This is a genomic window from Stenotrophomonas sp. 93052_Sma, from assembly GCF_056481145.1.
This window is the reverse complement of record NZ_CM151134.1, coordinates 4,606,980-4,625,050: the sequence shown is the minus strand read 5'-3', so window position 1 is coordinate 4,625,050 and position 18,071 is coordinate 4,606,980. Positions and strand designations below refer to the sequence as shown.

General features: G+C 65.6%; 9 protein-coding genes and 4 pseudogenes. 5 read left to right on the top strand and 8 right to left on the bottom strand.

All coding sequences use genetic code 11. The features are described 5' to 3' along the window. Positions 1–2: 2 nt before the first annotated feature. The 5 genes and pseudogenes from ACZK2V_RS21595 to ACZK2V_RS21575 all read right to left on the bottom strand — a co-directional run bounded on the left by ACZK2V_RS21595 (position 3) and on the right by ACZK2V_RS21575 (position 5,346). Positions 3–1,442 carry a hypothetical protein gene (locus ACZK2V_RS21595; protein ID WP_107432605.1) on the bottom strand — a complete coding sequence of 480 codons (1,440 nt, stop codon included), beginning with the start codon at positions 1,440–1,442 and terminating at the stop codon, positions 3–5. Positions 1,443–1,466: 24 nt separating this feature from the next. Beyond that, positions 1,467–2,522, bottom strand: coding sequence for a helix-turn-helix transcriptional regulator (locus tag ACZK2V_RS21590; protein WP_107432606.1), 1,056 nt, complete (start codon positions 2,520–2,522; stop codon positions 1,467–1,469). A gap of 590 nt (positions 2,523–3,112) precedes the next feature. Continuing rightward, a complete protein-coding gene (locus tag ACZK2V_RS21585; protein ID WP_005411364.1) occupies positions 3,113–3,595 on the bottom strand; it encodes a hypothetical protein in 483 nt (160 codons plus the stop codon). Positions 3,596–3,721: 126 nt separating this feature from the next. Beyond that, a complete protein-coding gene (locus tag ACZK2V_RS21580; RefSeq protein ID WP_486322787.1) occupies positions 3,722–4,927 on the bottom strand; it encodes an NAD(P)/FAD-dependent oxidoreductase in 1,206 nt (401 codons plus the stop codon). A 13-nt stretch (positions 4,928–4,940) separates the two neighbouring features. Continuing rightward, positions 4,941–5,346: pseudogene (locus ACZK2V_RS21575) on the bottom strand (lipocalin family protein). A 269-nt stretch (positions 5,347–5,615) separates the two neighbouring features. Here ACZK2V_RS21575 and ACZK2V_RS21570 point away from each other — a divergent pair. Both ACZK2V_RS21570 and ACZK2V_RS21565 read left to right on the top strand, forming a co-directional pair. Continuing rightward, a complete protein-coding gene (locus tag ACZK2V_RS21570; protein ID WP_006399378.1) occupies positions 5,616–5,864 on the top strand; it encodes a hypothetical protein in 249 nt (82 codons plus the stop codon). A gap of 87 nt (positions 5,865–5,951) precedes the next feature. Continuing rightward, a pseudogene (locus ACZK2V_RS21565) lies at positions 5,952–8,379 on the top strand (DUF3772 domain-containing protein). Between the two features lie 687 nt (positions 8,380–9,066). Here the strand turns inward: ACZK2V_RS21565 and ACZK2V_RS21560 are convergent. Together ACZK2V_RS21560 and ACZK2V_RS21555 are read right to left on the bottom strand one after the other, a co-directional pair. Then, complete coding sequence (locus ACZK2V_RS21560) at positions 9,067–11,172, bottom strand: phosphoglycerol transferase I (RefSeq protein WP_486322786.1); 2,106 nt, start codon at positions 11,170–11,172, stop codon at positions 9,067–9,069. A gap of 244 nt (positions 11,173–11,416) precedes the next feature. Next, positions 11,417–13,062, bottom strand: a pseudogene (locus ACZK2V_RS21555) (ABC1 kinase family protein); the annotation flags it as partial. Positions 13,063–13,270: 208 nt separating this feature from the next. Here ACZK2V_RS21555 and ACZK2V_RS21550 point away from each other — a divergent pair. Next, the gene (locus ACZK2V_RS21550) at positions 13,271–14,197 is read left to right on the top strand and encodes a DUF808 domain-containing protein (RefSeq protein ID WP_180845053.1); all 927 of its coding nucleotides are present in this window, start codon (positions 13,271–13,273) and stop codon (positions 14,195–14,197) included. A gap of 687 nt (positions 14,198–14,884) precedes the next feature. Here ACZK2V_RS21550 and ACZK2V_RS21545 read toward each other — a convergent pair. Then, complete coding sequence (locus ACZK2V_RS21545) at positions 14,885–16,423, bottom strand: GGDEF domain-containing protein (RefSeq protein WP_486322785.1); 1,539 nt, start codon at positions 16,421–16,423, stop codon at positions 14,885–14,887. Between the two features lie 105 nt (positions 16,424–16,528). On the opposite strand from ACZK2V_RS21545, the pseudogene ACZK2V_RS21540 reads away from it, so the two are divergent. Both ACZK2V_RS21540 and ACZK2V_RS21535 read left to right on the top strand, forming a co-directional pair. Beyond that, positions 16,529–17,162 (top strand): annotated as a pseudogene (locus ACZK2V_RS21540) (Rossmann-fold NAD(P)-binding domain-containing protein). Continuing rightward, positions 17,162–17,869 (top strand): helix-turn-helix transcriptional regulator, encoded by a 708-nt coding sequence (locus ACZK2V_RS21535; protein ID WP_486322784.1) that lies wholly within the window; start codon positions 17,162–17,164, stop codon positions 17,867–17,869. Before ACZK2V_RS21540 ends, ACZK2V_RS21535 begins: the two are co-directional and overlap by 1 nt. Positions 17,870–18,071 lie beyond the last annotated feature (202 nt).

Below are 18,071 nucleotides of genomic sequence, written 5' to 3'. Positions count from 1 at the left end.
CCTTACAGACGGTTGAGTTTTTCGCGAAGTTGACGACTTTGGGCTTTCAGGGTCGCTATCTGCCCTGAAAAGTGCTTTTCAGAGAGCACCAGTCCCTTGTGGAAATCGGCATAGAACAGTTGGGATTCCTGCAGCAGCTCAAGGGATTGCTGCAGTGACAGCCCGTTCTCAACGACCTCGCGGGTTCCTTCCAGCGTCAAGCGGAATGCTTTTTCGACGTGGTTGTCCACGGCGATGGTCATTGCCATCGAGGCAATGATGCCGCCGATGATGCCGCCGACAAGGGCACCCGGTGGCCCGCCCACCATGCCCAGCGTCGCGCCGATGGAGGAGCCCAGGACGCCCGCGCTGGTCTGCAGGATGTTGGTGCCGGTCCGTGTCTCCAGCTCTGCAAACGTCATGCGGCCAACCCCGACCATCACCAGGCACTGGACCAAGTCGACGGCGCACACGGCCGCGCCGGCGACACCACCGCGGGCAAGGACGCTGGTGAAGCCAGCACCTGCAAACAGGGCCGGCATGGCGCGGGTGGCCAGTGCAACGCTTGCGGTCGCCGTGCCGGCTTTGAGCGCCGCATCGCCAGCGGCTATGACGGTGTTCTGCAGGATCCGGTGTACGGCTTGTTCGGTAGTGATCTTTCCATCGCGGACGTGCTGCAGGTGCTGGAAGGTGTTGATGCTGCCGGCGATCACCGAGGTAACCAGTGCGGCGGAGCCAGCGGCACGCATGCTCTGCTGCAGCGTCGCCCTGTTCAGGTAGCCATCCTGCATCTGTTTGTGAGCGGCTTTCCCCTCTGCGCTACCCGTGCCAAGCTGTTCGGCATCGCGTTTGCTGAGTGGAGTTGAGGCGGCTCCATCGACCTCTATGCTGTCTGCAGCTTTGTCGCGGACCTTGGCCGCAGCCTCGGACACGGCGGGACGCTTCTGCTGGTTCTTCAACACGTCGCGCTGGGCGGACTGACGGATACCCTCAATCTGGTCGGACGGCCCTACGAACAGATCGCTGTCTTGGTAACGATGAATGCCGTCCTTGCTTGAGCGGAAGGCTTTCTGGGTTGCATCAGCATCTTTGAAGTACTTGAGCTGCGCACCCAGCAGCTGCTCATCCCCTTTCATCACAACGATATCGTGGGTCGTGTGATTGCGTGATAGTGGGCTGTTGCTGAACGTGTCGGTGAACGCACGGACATCCTTGTCTTTCAGGATCGCATCAAGATTGAACGTTTCGGCATGCCACGCTTCGGCCGCAAATCCGCCTTTGATCGCTTTATTCTGGGCAGTCGAAGCAATTCGTTGCATGAGCATGGTGCTCTGATCGATCTGGTGGATCATCTGGCCGACCTTCTCGGCAGCGGCTCCCGTCCAGATTGGACAGACACTGACAGCGGCCGGGATTGCTTTTCTGGTTTGATCTTCCATGGAATTTCTCTCGGTAATCAGCATGCTCTGTGCGGGATCGCACAATGATCAGTAAAGGGAAATGACGCGTTGGTTGCGGTCAAGAATGGCTTCGCGAAGCCCACTGGGCTGAAGGACCCGGATGTTGTCCCCCAGGCTGTACAGCCACCAGAAATTCTCCTGGTCGTCTGGCAGGTGCGCGTGGAGACGAACCCAGTCCGTAGCCTCCAGCGCTTCAAGATGCTGGTCTTCGCACAGTGGTGTTTCCCGGAGCGTCCAAGCAAGCTGAGGATGGATGTCGGCAATCAGTTCGATGTTTCCCGAGCCTTGCCGCGGCGTGAACGCTGCACCAGGCAGATAGTGGTCCATCTCGAACCCATCATCATCGGAGCGAATATCCAGAAGCGACGCCTGAGCGATGCGATGCAGTGCAAAGTGGCGTACATCCTGATAGCCGGACACGCTTGCTATCAGATAGCTCGCTGGTCCGCGCGAAACGAGACCCTTGGGATGAAGGGTCATGCGTTTGCTCTCGCCTTTTGTGCGACTGAGATAATCTACTTGTAGCTGGCGTTGATGCAGCAGTGCCTCGGCTACCGTGTTCCAGACGGTTCCATCCACCACCGCGGGCAGCAGCGCCTTGCCATTGGGTATGCTGCGCACTCGCTGGGCCCAGCGACCGTGACCACCCGATATCTGGCCATTGATACGAGAGTGTGCATCCGAGAAGTGCGGCCCGAGCAGCGCCATGACATCAGGGGGAAGAAGGTGCCGCAGGTGATTCTCAGACAGGCAAAGGGCCAGTGCTTCAGCCGAGCTCATTACTGGAGCTCCTGCCCGCGCATGCGGCTCGTATGACCAGCGATAGGGCCGTTTTCGCCTGATTGCTGCGTCCTCGTGGTCCTTCGAACACATGAGGTTGAAACGGCCATTGAGCATTCCTTCCAGGTCGCGCTGCAATGATCGTGGGCTGATATCGAAGTCCGGATCCTCCTGAAGCAGCGCATCACGCAGCTGCACCGTCGAGATGCTTGCGGGGTAACGGGGAATCAGACGTAGCAGCACGACGTTGCGTCGTGTTGGGTCTTTCTTCTTGCGGGAGCTCATTTTCTGATCGACGCTCATGGCGGTGGTGCGACGTTCAGCGACGCCGTTGCCTTGAGCTTGATCGATGAATGCGACACAACCTGTCGCACGCCACAGAAGCCGGTGCGACGCCGTGCTGCTTCGGCGGGGAAATCGCCCGCCATTCGAAGGCTTGTATTGATCGTGTCAGCAAAGACGCCGCAGACGGCGGTCGGCCAAACTGGAAATCGAGGGGGGCGGTGCCGGTCGAAAAGCGACAATGCTTCTTACGCGAATGGCTCTTCTGCCGCTGACGCAACAACCAGCGTGTGACATGCGGCCTCGCGATGCCGAGTCCAATACTCATTGAGCCGTGCTTCCTTGTACGGTACTTCGTCCAACCTCGCCCAGCTTCTGGCGAGCCCCTGATGGTGACGATGACCTGAGCCGCGCAGATTTGCAATACAACCCAGAGCAAATCCATCGCCGTCAAATTAATGGCGTTGGTGGTCTGCCTTGCCCTTATCGCTCACTGCGCATTTAGATTCACAGGTGCGGGTGATGACGGCCTGGATTGCGTGCAACCCAGAGCGTGTCGACCAAGATCGACACCTACCAGCCGAGGGATGTCCCAATCGATGGGTCGGCGCTTACCAGCCAAACGGCGGCGGGTAATCCCAATAACCCGGGCCGCGGCCGTAGTAGCCGCCGTACGGGCCGAAGAAGCCCGGGCCCTTGCCTTCGCTCACGTGGATGTTGACGTTGACCCCGTGGGTCTTGCCCTCATCGGTGGTGTAGTTCTTGCTCAGGTTCAGCGTGGCGGCGTTGTAGTGGCTGTTGCCACCGTTCTTGGAATAGCCGATGCCGGTGGTGAAGCTGCCGGACACTTTGACCTTGTCGTCGGTGACGTCGGCGATCTTCGCGTCGTCGTGCACGCGCGGGCCGCTCTTGTCACCGTAGTACGTGCCCGGCGGGTCCTGCTGCAGGGCCGGGTCGTTGAGGTAGCGCATCGGCGCCTGCGGCAGCGTCAGGTCCAGGCCGGCGGCCTGCGGCGCGGTGGCGCCAGCGGCGGACTGGGCCAGCACGGTTCCCGGCAGGGCCAGGCACAGCAGCAGGGTCAGGGGGCGGATCATGACGGCGCTCCAGCGGACAGGTGGCCACGCAACACGCGGCGGTACAGGCCGACGCTAGCAGGGGTTGCTTGAATGATGCCTGTCGGCGCCGGATTGGGGTAGAGCCAGGCCATGCCTGGCTGCAGGTCACAACCGCCCGAACCCGAACAGCCCTTCCAGCGCATGCCTGCGCCGCTCGATCCGGGCCCGCAGCAGCTGGGCGCCGATCATCGAATAAGTGATGCCGTTGCCGCCGTAGGCCATGGCGAAATGCACCCGTGGCCCCCACTGATCGTGCGGGCCGAAGAAAGGCAGGCCGTCGGCGGTTTCGGCGAAGGTGCCGGCCCAGGAGAAGGCGGGCACCGGATCCAGCCGCGGGAACCAGTGCTGGAGCTGTTTCATCAGCTTGTCGGCCTTGCGCTCTACGCGCCGATCGCGGCGGGCGGGAATGTCGATGGCGTCGTCCAGCCCCCCCACGAGCAGGCGGCGGTCGCCGGTGGCGCGCAGGTACAGGTACGGGCGTGCGCTCTCCCACACCATCGTGTCGCGCAGGCGGCCGAGCACGTCCGCATCGATCGGGTCGGTGATGAAGGCGTAGCTGCTGCGGTTACGTGCGACGCGCTGCTGCAGCCACGTCTGGTTGGCGTAGCCCATTGCCAGCACCACATGGCGGGCGTGAATCGTGGCGCCGCCCTCGGTGAGGGCGCTCACGCCGCGTGCGGAGGGAGTGAGCGTGTGCAGCACCGTGCGATCATGCACCTGGCCGCCGCGCCGGCGCACGCGCTGCAGCAACCCATAGGTCAGGCGATAGGGATCGACCCGCGCCGCCTGGCGCGTGAGCAGGGCACCGCCGGCGTCCACGTCGAAGCGCTTCCGCAGTGCCTCCGGGCCCAGCCAGCGGGCATCCAGGCCGATTCCGCGCCGTGCCTCACCTTCGGCCATCAGGCGCGGCACGTCGCGATGGCGGCTGGCCAGGTACAGGCTGTCCATGCGCTGGAAGTCGACATCCAGCCCGCGTGCCACATCGCCCAGTGCCGGAATCGCCTCCGCACAGGCCCGGTAAGCCAGCGCGGCGGCGTCCTGGCCATAGCGCTCGGTCAGTTCCAGCAGGTGGGTATCGATCTCGTACTGCAACAGGGCGGTGCTGGCAGCGGTGCTGCCCCAGCCGATGTCACGCTGCTCGATCACCGCCACGTCGTGGCCATGCCGGGACAGTTCGTCGGCAATCAGCGCACCGGTGATGCCGCCACCGACCACCAGTACGTCGCAGCGCAGGTCCTTTTCCAATGGCGGAAACGCCTGGATCAATCCATTGCGTACCGCCCACCAGGGGTAACCGCTCTTCAGGTCCATCGCCGTGTGCTGCTCAGGCGGTAGGACGGCCGGTATGCGGGGTCTGGATCAGTTCGGACAGATCGAAGCCCTGCAGGCGGGCGGCCGCCAGATAATGGTCCTGCACGGTAGCGTCCAGCTGCGGTTCGCGGGCCAGCAGCCACAGGTACTTGCGATCGGGGCTGCCGACCAGTGCCACGCTGTAGTCCGGCGCGACCTGGATCACCCAGTAATCGCCCTTGGCGAACGGCAACCAGCGCAGGCCCTTGGGCAGGAAGCTCACTTCCAGGCGCGCTGTCGTTGTCGACGGCGCAGGCCTCGCCGGTGGCTTCCTCGATCTCGCCGTCCATACGGCAGCGGTTGGTGACGCCGACGTTGCCGTTGTCGAGCAGGGTGTAGTGCGCCGACACGTCGGTGCAGCCTTCTGGTTCATGGCGCATCGGCAGGCGTGCGATCTCGTACCAGGTACCCAGGTAGCGGGGCAGCTTGAGGTCGGCAACGGTCTTCAGCGGCGGGTGCTCGGTCATCGGCAGTCGTGGCAGGGGTGGGCCTCCACGATGCCGATGGCCTTGCCATGGGCGGGTGAAGCCGGGGCGATGGCCGTGTCCAGAACGTTCCGTCGCCCCGGCGGAGCGCCCGTTGTCACCGGCGTGGCGGTATCCTGCTGCCAGCGCCGTGTTTTCCTGATCCAACCGAGGTGGAGGTGCCGATGTACCAGGTGATCCTGTTGAAGAGTGAATCCGCGTTCGCACGCGAACAGTGGCCGCAGGTCGATGACCTGGTCGACTACGAAGGCGTGGCCTACAGCCTGCGTGCCGGCCCGCGCCAGCCGCTGCCGACCGACCACGACTGGCACCCGGTGGCGGTATATGCGCCCGATGAGATTACCGAGGAAGAGTTCCAGGACTGGTACGCGCTGCAGCAGCCGACGGTGGAAGAGCTGCGCCTGAAGTACTGATGCTCGACGCTGCCAGGGCCGTCCATCCGCCCTTGACCGGCTCTGCCGTATAGTCGCGCGCAGGCGCGGTGGTCCGCGCGAACCGGTGTGGCTGGCTTGTCTTCTTTCCTGCGATCGATCCGTGCACGGGGCCCTTGGCTGGCCCTGCTGCTGTGCAGCGCCTTCCTGCTGTCCGCGCCGGTGCTGGCGCAGGATGATGCGCCCACGCCGAAGCAGCAGCTGGCAGATATCGATGCGAAGCTGAAGGAGGTCGACCGCAAGCGTGGTGATGCGGCTGCCATCGAGACGCTGGCGATGCTGTCCGAGAATGCCTCGCAGGTACGGCGTGACGCCGAGGCGCTGGAAAAGGAGCTGCAGCCACAGCTCGTCCGCCTCGACGAACAACTGGCGCAGCTGGGCACGCCTGCCGAGGGCACCACCGAGCCGCCTGAACTGGCGGCACAACGGCGCACCATCAACAAGCAGCGCGACGGCCTGGCCGCGTCCTTAGCGCAGGCCAAGACCAGTGCCGTGCGTGCCCAGCAGCTGGCAGCCGACATCGACCAGCAGCGCACTGCACAGCGCGCCGAAGACATGGGGAAGAAGGTCGCCTCGCCGTTGTCTCCAGCACTGTGGAGCAAGGTGGCCGAACGCCTGCCGATCGATATCGCACGCGTCGCGCCGTTGGCCGAGCAGGGGCGCGATACGTTTGTCGCTGGCGTCCGGGCCAATGGCTGGGGCACGCCGTTGCTGGGCCTGGTGGCCGCGCTGGTGATGATGTTCCCGCTGCGGCTGTGGCTGCGCAGGCTGGGGCGGCGCTTTGCGGAGTCCGAGCGCGCCGGACGGTCGCCTGCGCCGTTCCGGCCTGGCCATGTGGCTGCTGCTGGTGGGGACACTGCTGCCCGGCTATGCCGTGGTTGTACTGATGGCAGCGCTTGATGCGATCGATGCCATCGCGCCGCGCCTGCAGGTGGTGGCCGATGGGTTGGAAACCGCGACCTTCCGCGCCGCCTTCATTGCGGCACTCAGCGCCTGCATGCTGGTTCCCAAGCGGCCGTCGTGGCGGTTGCTGAATCTGGATGACACCGCCGCGCTCAAGCTGCGCAAGTACGCGTGGGGCGCGGCGGCGCTTGCCTGGCTGAGCACGGTGCTGGTGGCCCTCGATCAGGCCACGCGTACCAGCGACGTCACCACGGTGGCGTTGGATGGCCTGATTGCGCTGACCTATCTCGGCCTGATCATGGCCATGCTGGTGACGCTGGCGCGCCTGCATCGCCGGCAGACCGCCGAGGCCGAGGCCAAGCTGGAGGCGCAGGCGGATGGCGTGGGCGCGGCCACACCGGTGCGCCGCAGCAGCTGGCTGGTATTGGCACGCGTGGCGGGCAACGTCGCGGTAGTAGCGGCCATCATCGCCACCCTGCTGGGCTACCTGAACTTCGCCAAGTTCGTGAACCAGCAGCTGATCGGCGGCAGCATCGTGGTGCTGGCGGCGACCCTGCTGTTCAAATTCGTCGATGACCTGAGCACGTGGATGCTCAACGCCGACAGCAAAGTGGGCCAGACCATCCTGCTCAGTACCGGCCTGAGCGTGTCGCGGCTGGAGCAGGCCGGCGTGCTGCTCTCTGCAGCCCTGCGCACCATCGTCGTGCTGATCACATTGCTGGCGCTGGTGGCACCGTTTGGCAACATCGGCGCGGTGGTGGAACGCTTCTCTTCGCTGCTCACCACGGGCATTCCGTTGGGTGGAACCACCCTGAAGCCGATGCAGATTGTGCTGGCGGTTGTGGTGCTGCTGGCCGGCCTGGCGATCACCCAGCTGGTGCAGCGCTGGCTGACCGATACCTACCTGCCCAAGACCGAACTGGACCTGGGGGCGCGCAACTCGGTCAGTACCGTCGCCCGCTACGTCGGCATCATCCTCGCCGTGATCTGGGCGTTGACGGCGATGGGGCTGGAGCTGACCAAGCTGGCGCTGCTCGTCAGTGCGTTGTCAGTGGGTATTGGTTTCGGCTTGCAGGTGATCACACAGAACTTCGTCTCCGGCCTGATCCTGCTGGCCGAGCGTCCGGTGAAGATCGGCGACTGGGTGAAGCTGGGCGACCAAGAGGGCGACATCCGCCGCATCAGCCTGCGCTCGACCGAGATCCAGGTGGGCGACAAGTCCACCCTGATCGTGCCCAACTCCGAGCTGGTCACCAAGACCGTGCGCAACATGACGATGGGCAACAACCAGGGCCGCATCCAGATCCAGTTCGCGGTGCCGCCCAGCACCGATGTCGGCAGCCTGCGTCAGGCGCTGCTGGATGCGTACACCGCGCACACCAACGTGCTGAAGCAGCCGGCCCCGACGGTCTACATCGACAGCATTGCCGGTGGCCAGATCACCATCAACAGCTTCGCGTACGTGGCCAGCCCGCGGCAGGTGTATGCGACCCGCAGCGATCTGTACTTCAGCCTGCTGCACATCCTGGCCGAGCGGAACATCCCGCTGTCGACCCCGACCGACATCCACATCACCCGCGATCCGCAGGAGTAGGGGTTTCTTTGCAGGGCTGCGCCCTGCACCCGCTACGAGCCGGAGCGAAGGCAACAGCAACAGCGTGCATTCCGTGGGATGGCGGGGCGATGTCGGAGTGCGGGGGCGCCGTAAATCCGTCCATGGAGGCTTGGCAGCCGCATCCATGCGGCTGACACCCCGCACTCCGACACCGCCCCACCTCTGACAGATTCCTGCGGCTGTCGGTAGGTGTCGACCTTGGTCGACACGTCTGTCGGATATCGAAATCAATCTGGGGTCAGATCCGTTTTCCTCCGGAAAACGGATCTGACCCCATCGGCATGTCCAACAGACCGCAGCTAACTGTCGAAGGCGGGGTGGGTCCGGTTGCGGGGGCGTGAGCCGCATGGGTCGGGCGCATGCGCCCGACGGGTTGGGCAGGACGCCCAACCCCGGTCTTGCCGTGTGCGCAGGACAGCGCACACGAGCAAGCGGCGACCGAGCTTACATGGGTGAGGGCGCTTTGCTTGCGAAGCATTGCTTCGCAAGCGCCCGAACGCGCAGCCGCCAGCGGCTGGGCCGGGCCCCGGAGGGGGACTTGCAGCGTCCCCCGCAACCGGATCCACCTCGCCATCCCACGGAATGCACGCTGTTGCTGTTGCTCCTGAGGTTGCCGGCCAGCGGCCGGCACTACCACGGGTGCAGGGCGCAGCCCTGCAAAGAACCCTATCCTCGTGGTCGGCTGCGCGAGGGCACCAGTGCGAATGTGTCCACCGCCAGCTTCTCGGCGTGGTTCAACCACGCGCGGATCTCCAGATCATCCACTTCGTGGTCCAGCCCGAACGACACGTTGATCTTGCCGTTGGCATCGGGCTGCACCCACTGTTGCGCCAGCACCACCTTGCGCTGCGAGGACACCGCCTCGATCCAGAAGCCGCGATCCGGGCGCGTGCTCGCCACCAACTGCAGCATGTACTGGCCGGCGCGGGTACGGCGGCCCTTCTGGGTGATCATGTGTGCCTGACGCACGCTCGGGCGCGGGCCCCGGAAGGCGTCCAGCGGTGCATCCACCGCGATGCCGCCGCGCAGGTCATTGTCGCGGTAGAGCTTGATGCCGTTGTCGCGGTTGACCAGCAGGGCGCACCAGTCGCCGTCGGCCGAGCCGTCCTCGAACGCGGTGCAGCGGTCGACGTAGGCCAAGGTGTTGTCCGGATTCGCGTCGTCGAACTGGCGCGAGGTGTTTTCCAGGTACACCGACTTCAGGCCCCAGTCCTTGTCGTACTCCAGCAGCACCGGCGGCTGCACGTGCTGCAGGCCGACCACTACCTGGTCATCGCCATCGATCTTCAGTTCGCGGGTCGGTTCGCCCAGCCACAGTGAACGCGCGAAGGCCAGATACTGCGGATAGTCACGGCCACCATCGCGCTGGGTGGCCACGCTGGCGCTGGGTGCGCGCTGGGCATCGATCAGCGAACGGCCGAAGCCCATCGTCTTCAGGTTCGGGTCCAGCAGGCTGAGCAGGGTCGCACCCGAATCCAGCGTGGTGCCGGCGTCGGCGCTGAGCTGCTGCGGGGCAATACCATCACCCAGGAACAGCAGCAGGTTCTCGCGCTTCTGCCGGGTCAGGATATGGGTCAGATCGTTGGGCATCGCCAGGTGGTCGGAAGCGATGACGATCAGCGTGTCCTTGCCGTACGGGCTGGCCTGGATGCGTTCGACCAGCTGCGAGATCAGGCGGTCGCTGCACTTGAGCGCGTTGAGCATGTTGATGTTGCCGTACTGGTTCTGGTAGCGCTCGCCCTTGCACGACACCGGCAGGTGGCCCGCCGGATGGTGGGTATCCATGGTCAGCGTGGTCAGCATGAACGGTGAGCCGGCGCGCGAGAGCTGTTCAAAGCGCTGGTAGGCGGTGTCCAGCAGCACGTCGTCGTGCACGCCCCAGGCCGAGTAGTGGATGCGACCGATCTTCTTCTGCTGCTTGAACCACGCCAGGTCGTGCACTTCGTCGAAGCCGTGGCTGGCCAGGAACTGGCCCTTGCCGGCGAACTGGCCGTTGGCGCCACCCAGGTAATGGTTGGTGTAGCCCTGCTGCTTCAGGTAATCGCCCAGGCACACGGCCTTGGGCAGGAAGCTGCCCATGCGGTCCATGCTGTTCTCATCGCCCTGCGAGGTGGTCAGCGGCACGCCGCACATCGACGACACCAGGCCGGCGATGGTCCAGCCGCTGCCCTCGGCCGAGGCCAGGTTGCGCACGTCCAGTGACTCGGACGCCAGGCGGTTGAGGTTGGGCATCAGGCCGGGAAACACGGCCTCGTCCAGGTAGGTACGTTCCAGGCTCTCGCCGTAGATCCAGACGATGTTGCGCGGGCGCTGCAGCGGCTGCGTCGGCACCTGGTACTCGGGGGCGATGCGGGCGAAGTCGACCGGACGCAGCTGCTGGTACAGGCGTTGGCCGTCGCGGGCCAGCGGACTGATCATGATCGTGGCCACCCACACGGCCGCGAAACCGGCGAACAATGCGCCACCATGGCCGGGCCGGCGCCAGCGCTTCACCCGCGTGGCGAACAGCGGCAGCAGCGAGACCAGCGCCAGCACGATGAAGCCGGCGATATAGCCCTTGAAGTCGGAGACACCGGCGCCTTCCATGTCGGCGCCGAGGTGGTACAGGGTGGCGGCATTGAGCCCATCACCGGACAGCTTGTCGATCAGCCACCACGCGCTGAGCATGAGCAGCAGCAGCGAGAACGCACCAGCCTTCCACCACACCCACTTGTCGGACGCGAGGAACAACCAGCACAGCAGCAACAACGACAGCAGCAGTATCCAGAGCATAGGCAGCTTCGGCAGTGACGGGGTGGTGGTGATGGACGTCGTACCGACGCGTGTCCATCCGACCGACGCTGCCACAAGCACATGCATATGACAGGCCGATGACCCGATAGTGCATGCACGAACCTGACTGAAATGTTTGTTGAAATAACACGCGCGCAATTGCGCTCAGAAGGTAAAACGAGCGTGAAGGGCTTCGTTGGATTACATTAAAAACCGCATGAATACGGCGGTTTTCGCTGATGCGCTAGCGATGACCACGTTCTTCGCGCGCCCGCGCACGACGGTCGAACAGCAATGCACTGGTCACGATGCCAAGGCCGAGCACCACGCCGATGAACAGCAGAATCAGCGCAATGAGCGGGTAGCCGAACAGGTGCCAGCCGGTGTCGATCTTCATCATCATCGCCGCAGCCATGATCAATGCGGCACTGATGATGCCAGCAGCCACGCGGTTGGCGATCTTCTGCAGGTTCTCCATCAACCGCGATTCTTCCAGGCCGGTCACCTTCATCTGCAGGCGGTTCTCGGCCAGCAGCGCCATGATGTCCGACAGCTTGCGTGGCCCATCGCGCAGCAGCTGCTGCAGCTCCATCGCCTCGCTGGCGAGGTTGGCGGCAGACAGCGATTTCTTCAGGCGCGCACGCATCACGTGCTGCAGCTGGCGCTCAACGATGCGGCGGGTTTCCAGCTCGGGTGCCAGCAGCCGGCACACGGTTTCCAGATTGAGCAGCGCCTTGCCCAGCAGGCTCAGTTCCGGCGGCGTGCGCAGGCCGCAGGCGGTGGCGATGCGCACCATGTCCAGCACCACGCGGCCTTCGGAGAAGCTGCCACTGGCGGCGTAGGCGCGATCAGCTGGCCGGTCTCGCGCAGGTAGCGTTCTTCGTCGAACGCCTCCAGCCGCGTGCTGATGCTGATCAGGTCGTCGGCCACTTCTTCGCCGCGGCCATCGACCGCGGCGAACAGGATCTTCAGCAGGCGCTCGCGCAGGCGCGGCGGCATGTGCGCGACCATGCCCAGGTCGAAGATCGCCAGCCGGCCATCGGGCATCACCCGCAGGTTGCCGGGATGAGGGTCGGCGTGGATCTCGCCATGCACGAAGATCTGGTCCAGGTAGCCGCGGATCAGTGCCGCCGCCAGCGGGTCCATCGACTGCTCGGTGCGGCGCACATCGGGAATCGCATCCACGCGCACGCCGGTGGCCAGTTCCATGGTCAGCACGCGCTGGCTGCTGTAATCCCACAGCGGCTGTGGAATCCACAGGCGCCGGAATGGCTTCAGGTGCCGGCCGAAACGGGCCAGGTTCTCGGCCTCGGCGTGGTAGTCCAGCTCCTGCATCAGGGTCTTGGCGAACTCGTTGAGCCAGTCGCGCAGGCGCACGCGACGGCCCACCTGGGTCAGGTGGTCGGCGGCCAGCGCGAAGCTGCGCAGTGCCTCCAGGTCCGAGCGCAGTTGTGCAGCCACTTCAGGTTTCTGCACCTTCACCGCCACCTGGCGGCCATCGTGCAGCACCGCGCGATGCACCTGCGCGATCGAGGCACAGCCCAATGGCTCGGGATCGAACGCGGCGAACAGCTTGTTCACCGGCGCGCCCAGCTCCTGTTCGACGATGGCATGGATGCGCTCGACCGGAATCTCGGCCACCTTTTCCTGCATGCGCTCCAGCGCCGTGGCGAACTCCACCGGCACCATGTCCGGGCGGGTGGACAGCATCTGGCCCAGCTTGACGAAGGTCGGCCCCAAGGCCTCCAGGTCGCTGACGAACTGTTCCGGGTTGCCATCGGCGGGGACGTCGGCCTGGTTGCTGGCGGCATCCAGGTTCATGCCCGAGAACACGCCCGAATGGCGGTAGCGCATCAGCAGGCGCAGGATCTGGCTGCGCCGGTTCATGCCTTTGACCAGCGGGGGATTGCCATTGGCGGTGGGCGGATTGCTCAAGCGGAACTCCCATGCGACGAATACAGGTAGTGCCGGCCGCTGGCCGGCAATGTCCGGATTCCGCAGTGTCGCCGGGGGGCGGTAGGCATGCGGTGAACCCGATCTCTTCCGCAGCCCACGCCGGATCGGTCAGAATCCGCCCATTCCCTCTTTTGGATCCGCCATGGCCGGTGCCAGCCTGTTCGCCCTGCTCGACGATATCGCCTCCCTGCTGGACGACGTCTCGGTCCTGACCAAGGTTGCGGCGAAGAAGACCGCCGGTGTGCTCGGCGACGACCTGGCGCTGAACGCGCAGCAGGTCACCGGGGTCAACGCCAACCGCGAACTGCCGGTGGTGTGGGCGGTGGCCAAGGGCTCGCTGGTCAACAAGGTGATCCTGGTACCGGCGGCGCTGGCGATCAGTGCACTGGAGGCGTGGCTGCACAGCCGTGGCTGGAACGTGCCGCTGATCGTGCCATTGATGATGATCGGCGGTGCCTTCCTCTGCTTCGAGGGCGTGGAGAAGCTGGCGCATCGCTTCCTGCATTCGGCTGACGACGATGCCGAGCATCAGGCCGAGCGGCGCAAGGCGCTGGCCGATACCCAGGTGGACATGGTGGCGTGGGAGAAGGACAAGGTAAAAGGCGCGATCCGTACCGACTTCATCCTCTCGGCCGAGATCATCGTGCTGACCCTGGGCGTGGTCGCCACCGCACCGTTCACCAACCAGATCCTGACGCTGAGCGTGGTTGCGCTGGCCATGACCGTGTTCGTCTACGGACTGGTGGCGGGCATCGTCAAGCTCGATGACGTTGGGCTGTACCTGTCGCGCAAGGGCGGTGCCATCGCCGCCTTCGGTCGCGGCCTGGTGGCGTCGGCACCGTGGCTGATGAAGTTCCTGTCGGTGGCCGGCACCATCGCCATGTTCCTGGTGGGTGGCGGCATCCTGGTGCACAACGTGCCGGCGCTGCACCACGCGGTGCAGGCGCTGGGCGGCGAAGGGCAGTGGGGCTGGCTGATCAGCGCTGCGGCCAACATGGTGGTGGGCATCATCGCCGGCGCCATCGTGCTGGCGGCGGTGACCGGGTTCCAGAAGCTGCGCGGGAAGTAGGCGCCGGCCCATTGCCCGGTAGAGGCCGACCTCGGTCGGCGCATTGTTTCCGCGTGTGCCAACCAAGGTTGGCACCTACCGAAGCGCTGTCCTTGGCGTTGGTAGAGGCCGACCTTGGTCGGCGCTTTGTTTCCGCGTGTGCCAACCAAGGTTGGCACCTACCAAAGCGCTGTCCCTTGCGTTGGTAGAGGCCGACCTTGGTCGGCGCTTTGCCCCGGCGTGTGCCAACCAAGGTTGGCACCTACCAAAGCGCTGTCCTTTGCGTTGGTAGAGGCCGACCTTGGTCGGCGCTTTGTTCCGGCGTGTGCCAACCAAGGTTGGCACCTACCAAAGCGCTGTCCCTTGCGTTGGTAGAGGCCGACCTTGGTCGGCGCTTTGTTCCGGCGTGAGCCAACCAAGGTTGGCACCTACCGAAGCGATGTCCTTGGCGTTGGTAGAGGCCGACCTTGGTCGGCGCATTGTTCCGGCGTGAGCCAACCAAGGTTGGCACCTACCGAAGCGCTGTCCTTGGCGTTGGTAGAGGCCGACTTTGGTCGGCGCTTTGTTCCGGCGTGTGCCAACCAAGGTTGGCACCTACCAAAGCGCTGTCCCTTGCGTTGGTAGAGGCCGACCTTGGTCGGCGCTTTGTTTCTGCTCGTGCCAACCAAGGTTGGCACCTACTGAAGCGGTTTGCGGTGGGCCGGACGATCAACCCGCCTGCACCCGGTTCTTGCCCTGCCGCTTGGCCGCATACAGCGCGTCATCGGCGCGCCGCAGCAGGGTCTCGGTATCGTCGCCGGGCTGCCATTGCGCCAGCCCGGCACTGAAATGCACCGGCACGCGCTGGTCCTGCACGGTCAGCACGCGGTGCGCCAGTGAACGCTGCAGGCGTTGCACGGTGGCCATGCTGTCGGCACCCTGGGTCTCCGGCAGCACCAGCACGAACTCGTCGCCACCCAGCCGCGCGATGCCATCGGTGGCGCGCAGCAGCAGCTTGCACACGGACACCAGGTGCTGCAGCAGCGCATCGCCACCGGCATGGCCATGTGCATCGTTGGTCTGGTGGAAATCATCCAGGTCGATCACCGCCACGCCCAGCGGCGAGTTGTTGCGCGCAGCACGCGCCAGTTCACGCTGCAGCAGTTCGTCCAGGCCGCGGCGGTTCAGCGCCTGGGTCAGCGGATCGATACGCGCCAGGTCACCGGCGGCACGCAGTTCCTGCTCCAGCTCGGCAATGCGCTGTTCGGCGCGTTCCACTTCCTGCCGCGCATTGGCCAGGTGATCGAGCGCCTGCGCGGCCTGCTGCTGCACCTTGCCGGTGTCGCGCATCACGTCCTGCAGCAACTGGTTGAGGTCGGCGATGCTACGCGCCTCGCGCAGCTGCAGTGCGTAGCTGCCGATGCGGTCGTGGTATTCGCCGGTGCTGGTGGCCATGCCATCCATGCGCTCGATGAACTCGCCCATCAACCCGCGCATCGCCGCCTTCGAATCGTCGATGCCCTGGCGCAGCAGCCCCTGCTTGTAGATCACTTCGCGCAGTTCGGCGCGGGTGCGCTCGACCGCCTCAGCTTCCAACGGCCCGTCCAGCAGCTGGCGTACTGCGGCGATCTGGCCCTGCAGCCAGCTGCGGTCATCCAGCAGCTCGCTCACGTTCTCCAGCAGCAGCGCGAACAGCTCAAGCAGCAGCGCCTGCTGCTCCTGCCAGCTCTCGGCACGCACGCCGACCTGGTGGCCGAGCTCGCGCACGCCCTGTTCGATCGGTTCCAGCGCCGTGCCCGGTTGCCACTGGCGCAGCTGCATGGCCAGCGTCTGCGCCTGCTCGCGCAGGTCCGGATCGTGCTGCAGCAGGGCCACCACCGCGCCGCCCAGCAGCAGGCGCAGCTGCTCGGACAGGCGTAGGCTTTCCGGCTGTCCGTCCGGCGAATGCTGTTCGATGGTGCGGATGTACTTGTCGATCAGCTGCCGCATCGCGCGCCCGTAGCGCGGCCAATCGGCACTGGCCTGCGCCGACTGCAGGCGGTCGCCCATGTCACCCAGTTCGCCGGGCAGGGTGGCCATGCCGTTGGCGAAGGCGGCCAGCAGCGGTTCCGGCGCGTCGGCGCCGGCGAACAGCTGCTGCAGTGCCACGCCACCACCGCCCTGCAGCACCACGCGGTCGCCCAGCCCATCGTCCACCACCGCGCGCACGCGTGCCGGCGGCCCAAGGGCGGTACCGGGGGCAGGGCGGTGGTCGGGCTGGTCCGTCATGGAGCAAATCCTGGGGCTGGTAGGGACTGGTTCCAGCATATCGGCGCGGCCGCCGACGGCTTGAACGGCTAGGATGGGCGACAGGATGCCGCAGTGGAGGTGGTGATGCGCGTGATGTTGCTGGGGGCGACCGGGCTGGTCGGTGGGCTGACCCTGTCCAGGCTGCTGGACGACCCGCGCTGCATCGCCGTGATCGCGCCGACCCGCCGCCCGTTGACTGTGGCCCACGCCAAGCTGGAGAACCCGGTGCTGGCCTTCAATGCGCTGCCTGCCGCCGCCGAGTGGGCGCGCGTGGACGCGGTCATCTGCGCGCTGGGCAGCACCATTGCCCAGGCCGGCAGCCGCGAGGCTTTCCACCGCATCGATCATGACTACCCGCTGGCGTTCGCCCGGCTGGCGCAGGCGCAAGGTGCGCAGACCTATGTGCTGAATTCCGCAGCCGGTGCCAACCCACAGTCGTCGATCTTCTACAGCCGGGTGAAGGGTGAGCTGGAGCGTGACCTGCGCGCTGGGCTTCAACTCGTTGACCCTGGTCCGCCCCGGGCTGATCGGCGGCGAGCGCACCGAGGTGCGACGTGGCGAGCGCCTGGCCCTGACGGTGCTCGGCGCGCTGGGGCCGGTGTTGCCACGGGCGTGGCGGATCAACCCGGCCAGCGAAATCGCCAAGGCACTGGTCGAGGCTGCGCTGGCCCCGCAACCGGGTGAGCATGTGGTGGCATCGAGCGCGCTGGTCGGCTGATGTCGCGTGCGCTGCGCCTGACCCAGCTTCAACAGCTGCTGCGCCGCCATCGACGCCCGGTGTCCGGGCAGGTGCTGGCCGAAGCGCTCGGCATCAGCTTGCGCACGCTGTACCGCGATATCGAGACGCTACGCGAACAGGGGGCTGACCTGCGGGGTGAGGCTGGCGTCGGCCACCAGCTGGCACCGAGCGATACCCTGCCGCCGATGACCCTGCCACCCGCGGAGATCGATGCATTGGTGCTGGGCCTGCGCTGGGTTGCGGCGCGCACCGAGCCAGCGTTGGCCGAGGCCGCACGTGACGCTTTGGCGCGTATCGCGCATGTGCTGCCTGCCGCGCGCCGCGAAGCGCTGCGTGACAGTGGCCTACGCGTGGGCCCTTCGCGCGCTGCGGCCAAGGTGCCGGCGGCACGCCTGCAGGCCGTGCGTGAGGCTGTGGGGTCACAGCGGCGCCTGAAGTTCGGCTACGAGGACGCGCAGGGCCAGCGCAGCGAGCGCATTGTCTGGCCGTTCGCGCTGGGCTACTTCGATGAAGTGCCGATGCTGGCGGCGTGGTGCGAAGGACGCGAGGACTTCCGCCATTTCCGGCTGGACCGCATCCGCCAGATGCGCGTGCTGGAGGATCGCTACCTCGTGCCGCGCGCCAGCCTGCTGCGGCGCTGGCAGAAGGCACAGGGCATCGCACCGGACTGGCTGGACCGTTCGTAGGGTCGAGCTTGCTCGACCGCTTCCGTGCATCGCTTCCGGCTCCTGGGGACGGCGGCCTTCGCTCTTCGCTCCTGGTAGAGGTCGAGCTTGCTCGACCGCCTTTGATCTTCGCGAACAGCAGTCGAGCAAGGCCGACATCTACCAGGGCGGGGGCAACAGCAGTCGAGCAAGCTCGACATCTACCAGGGCAAGGGCAACAGCA

Coding starts and splice junctions, on each gene's coding strand:
- ACZK2V_RS21595 (WP_107432605.1), bottom strand. CDS start 1,442: ATGCTGATTACCGAGAGAAATTCCATGGAAGATCAAACCAGAAAAGCA.
- ACZK2V_RS21590 (WP_107432606.1), bottom strand. CDS start 2,522: ATGAGCGTCGATCAGAAAATGAGCTCCCGCAAGAAGAAAGACCCAACA.
- ACZK2V_RS21585 (WP_005411364.1), bottom strand. CDS start 3,595: ATGATCCGCCCCCTGACCCTGCTGCTGTGCCTGGCCCTGCCGGGAACC.
- ACZK2V_RS21580 (WP_486322787.1), bottom strand. CDS start 4,927: ATGGACCTGAAGAGCGGTTACCCCTGGTGGGCGGTACGCAATGGATTG.
- ACZK2V_RS21570 (WP_006399378.1), top strand. CDS start 5,616: ATGTACCAGGTGATCCTGTTGAAGAGTGAATCCGCGTTCGCACGCGAA.
- ACZK2V_RS21560 (WP_486322786.1), bottom strand. CDS start 11,172: ATGCTCTGGATACTGCTGCTGTCGTTGTTGCTGCTGTGCTGGTTGTTC.
- ACZK2V_RS21550 (WP_180845053.1), top strand. CDS start 13,271: ATGGCCGGTGCCAGCCTGTTCGCCCTGCTCGACGATATCGCCTCCCTG.
- ACZK2V_RS21545 (WP_486322785.1), bottom strand. CDS start 16,423: ATGACGGACCAGCCCGACCACCGCCCTGCCCCCGGTACCGCCCTTGGG.
- ACZK2V_RS21535 (WP_486322784.1), top strand. CDS start 17,162: ATGTCGCGTGCGCTGCGCCTGACCCAGCTTCAACAGCTGCTGCGCCGC.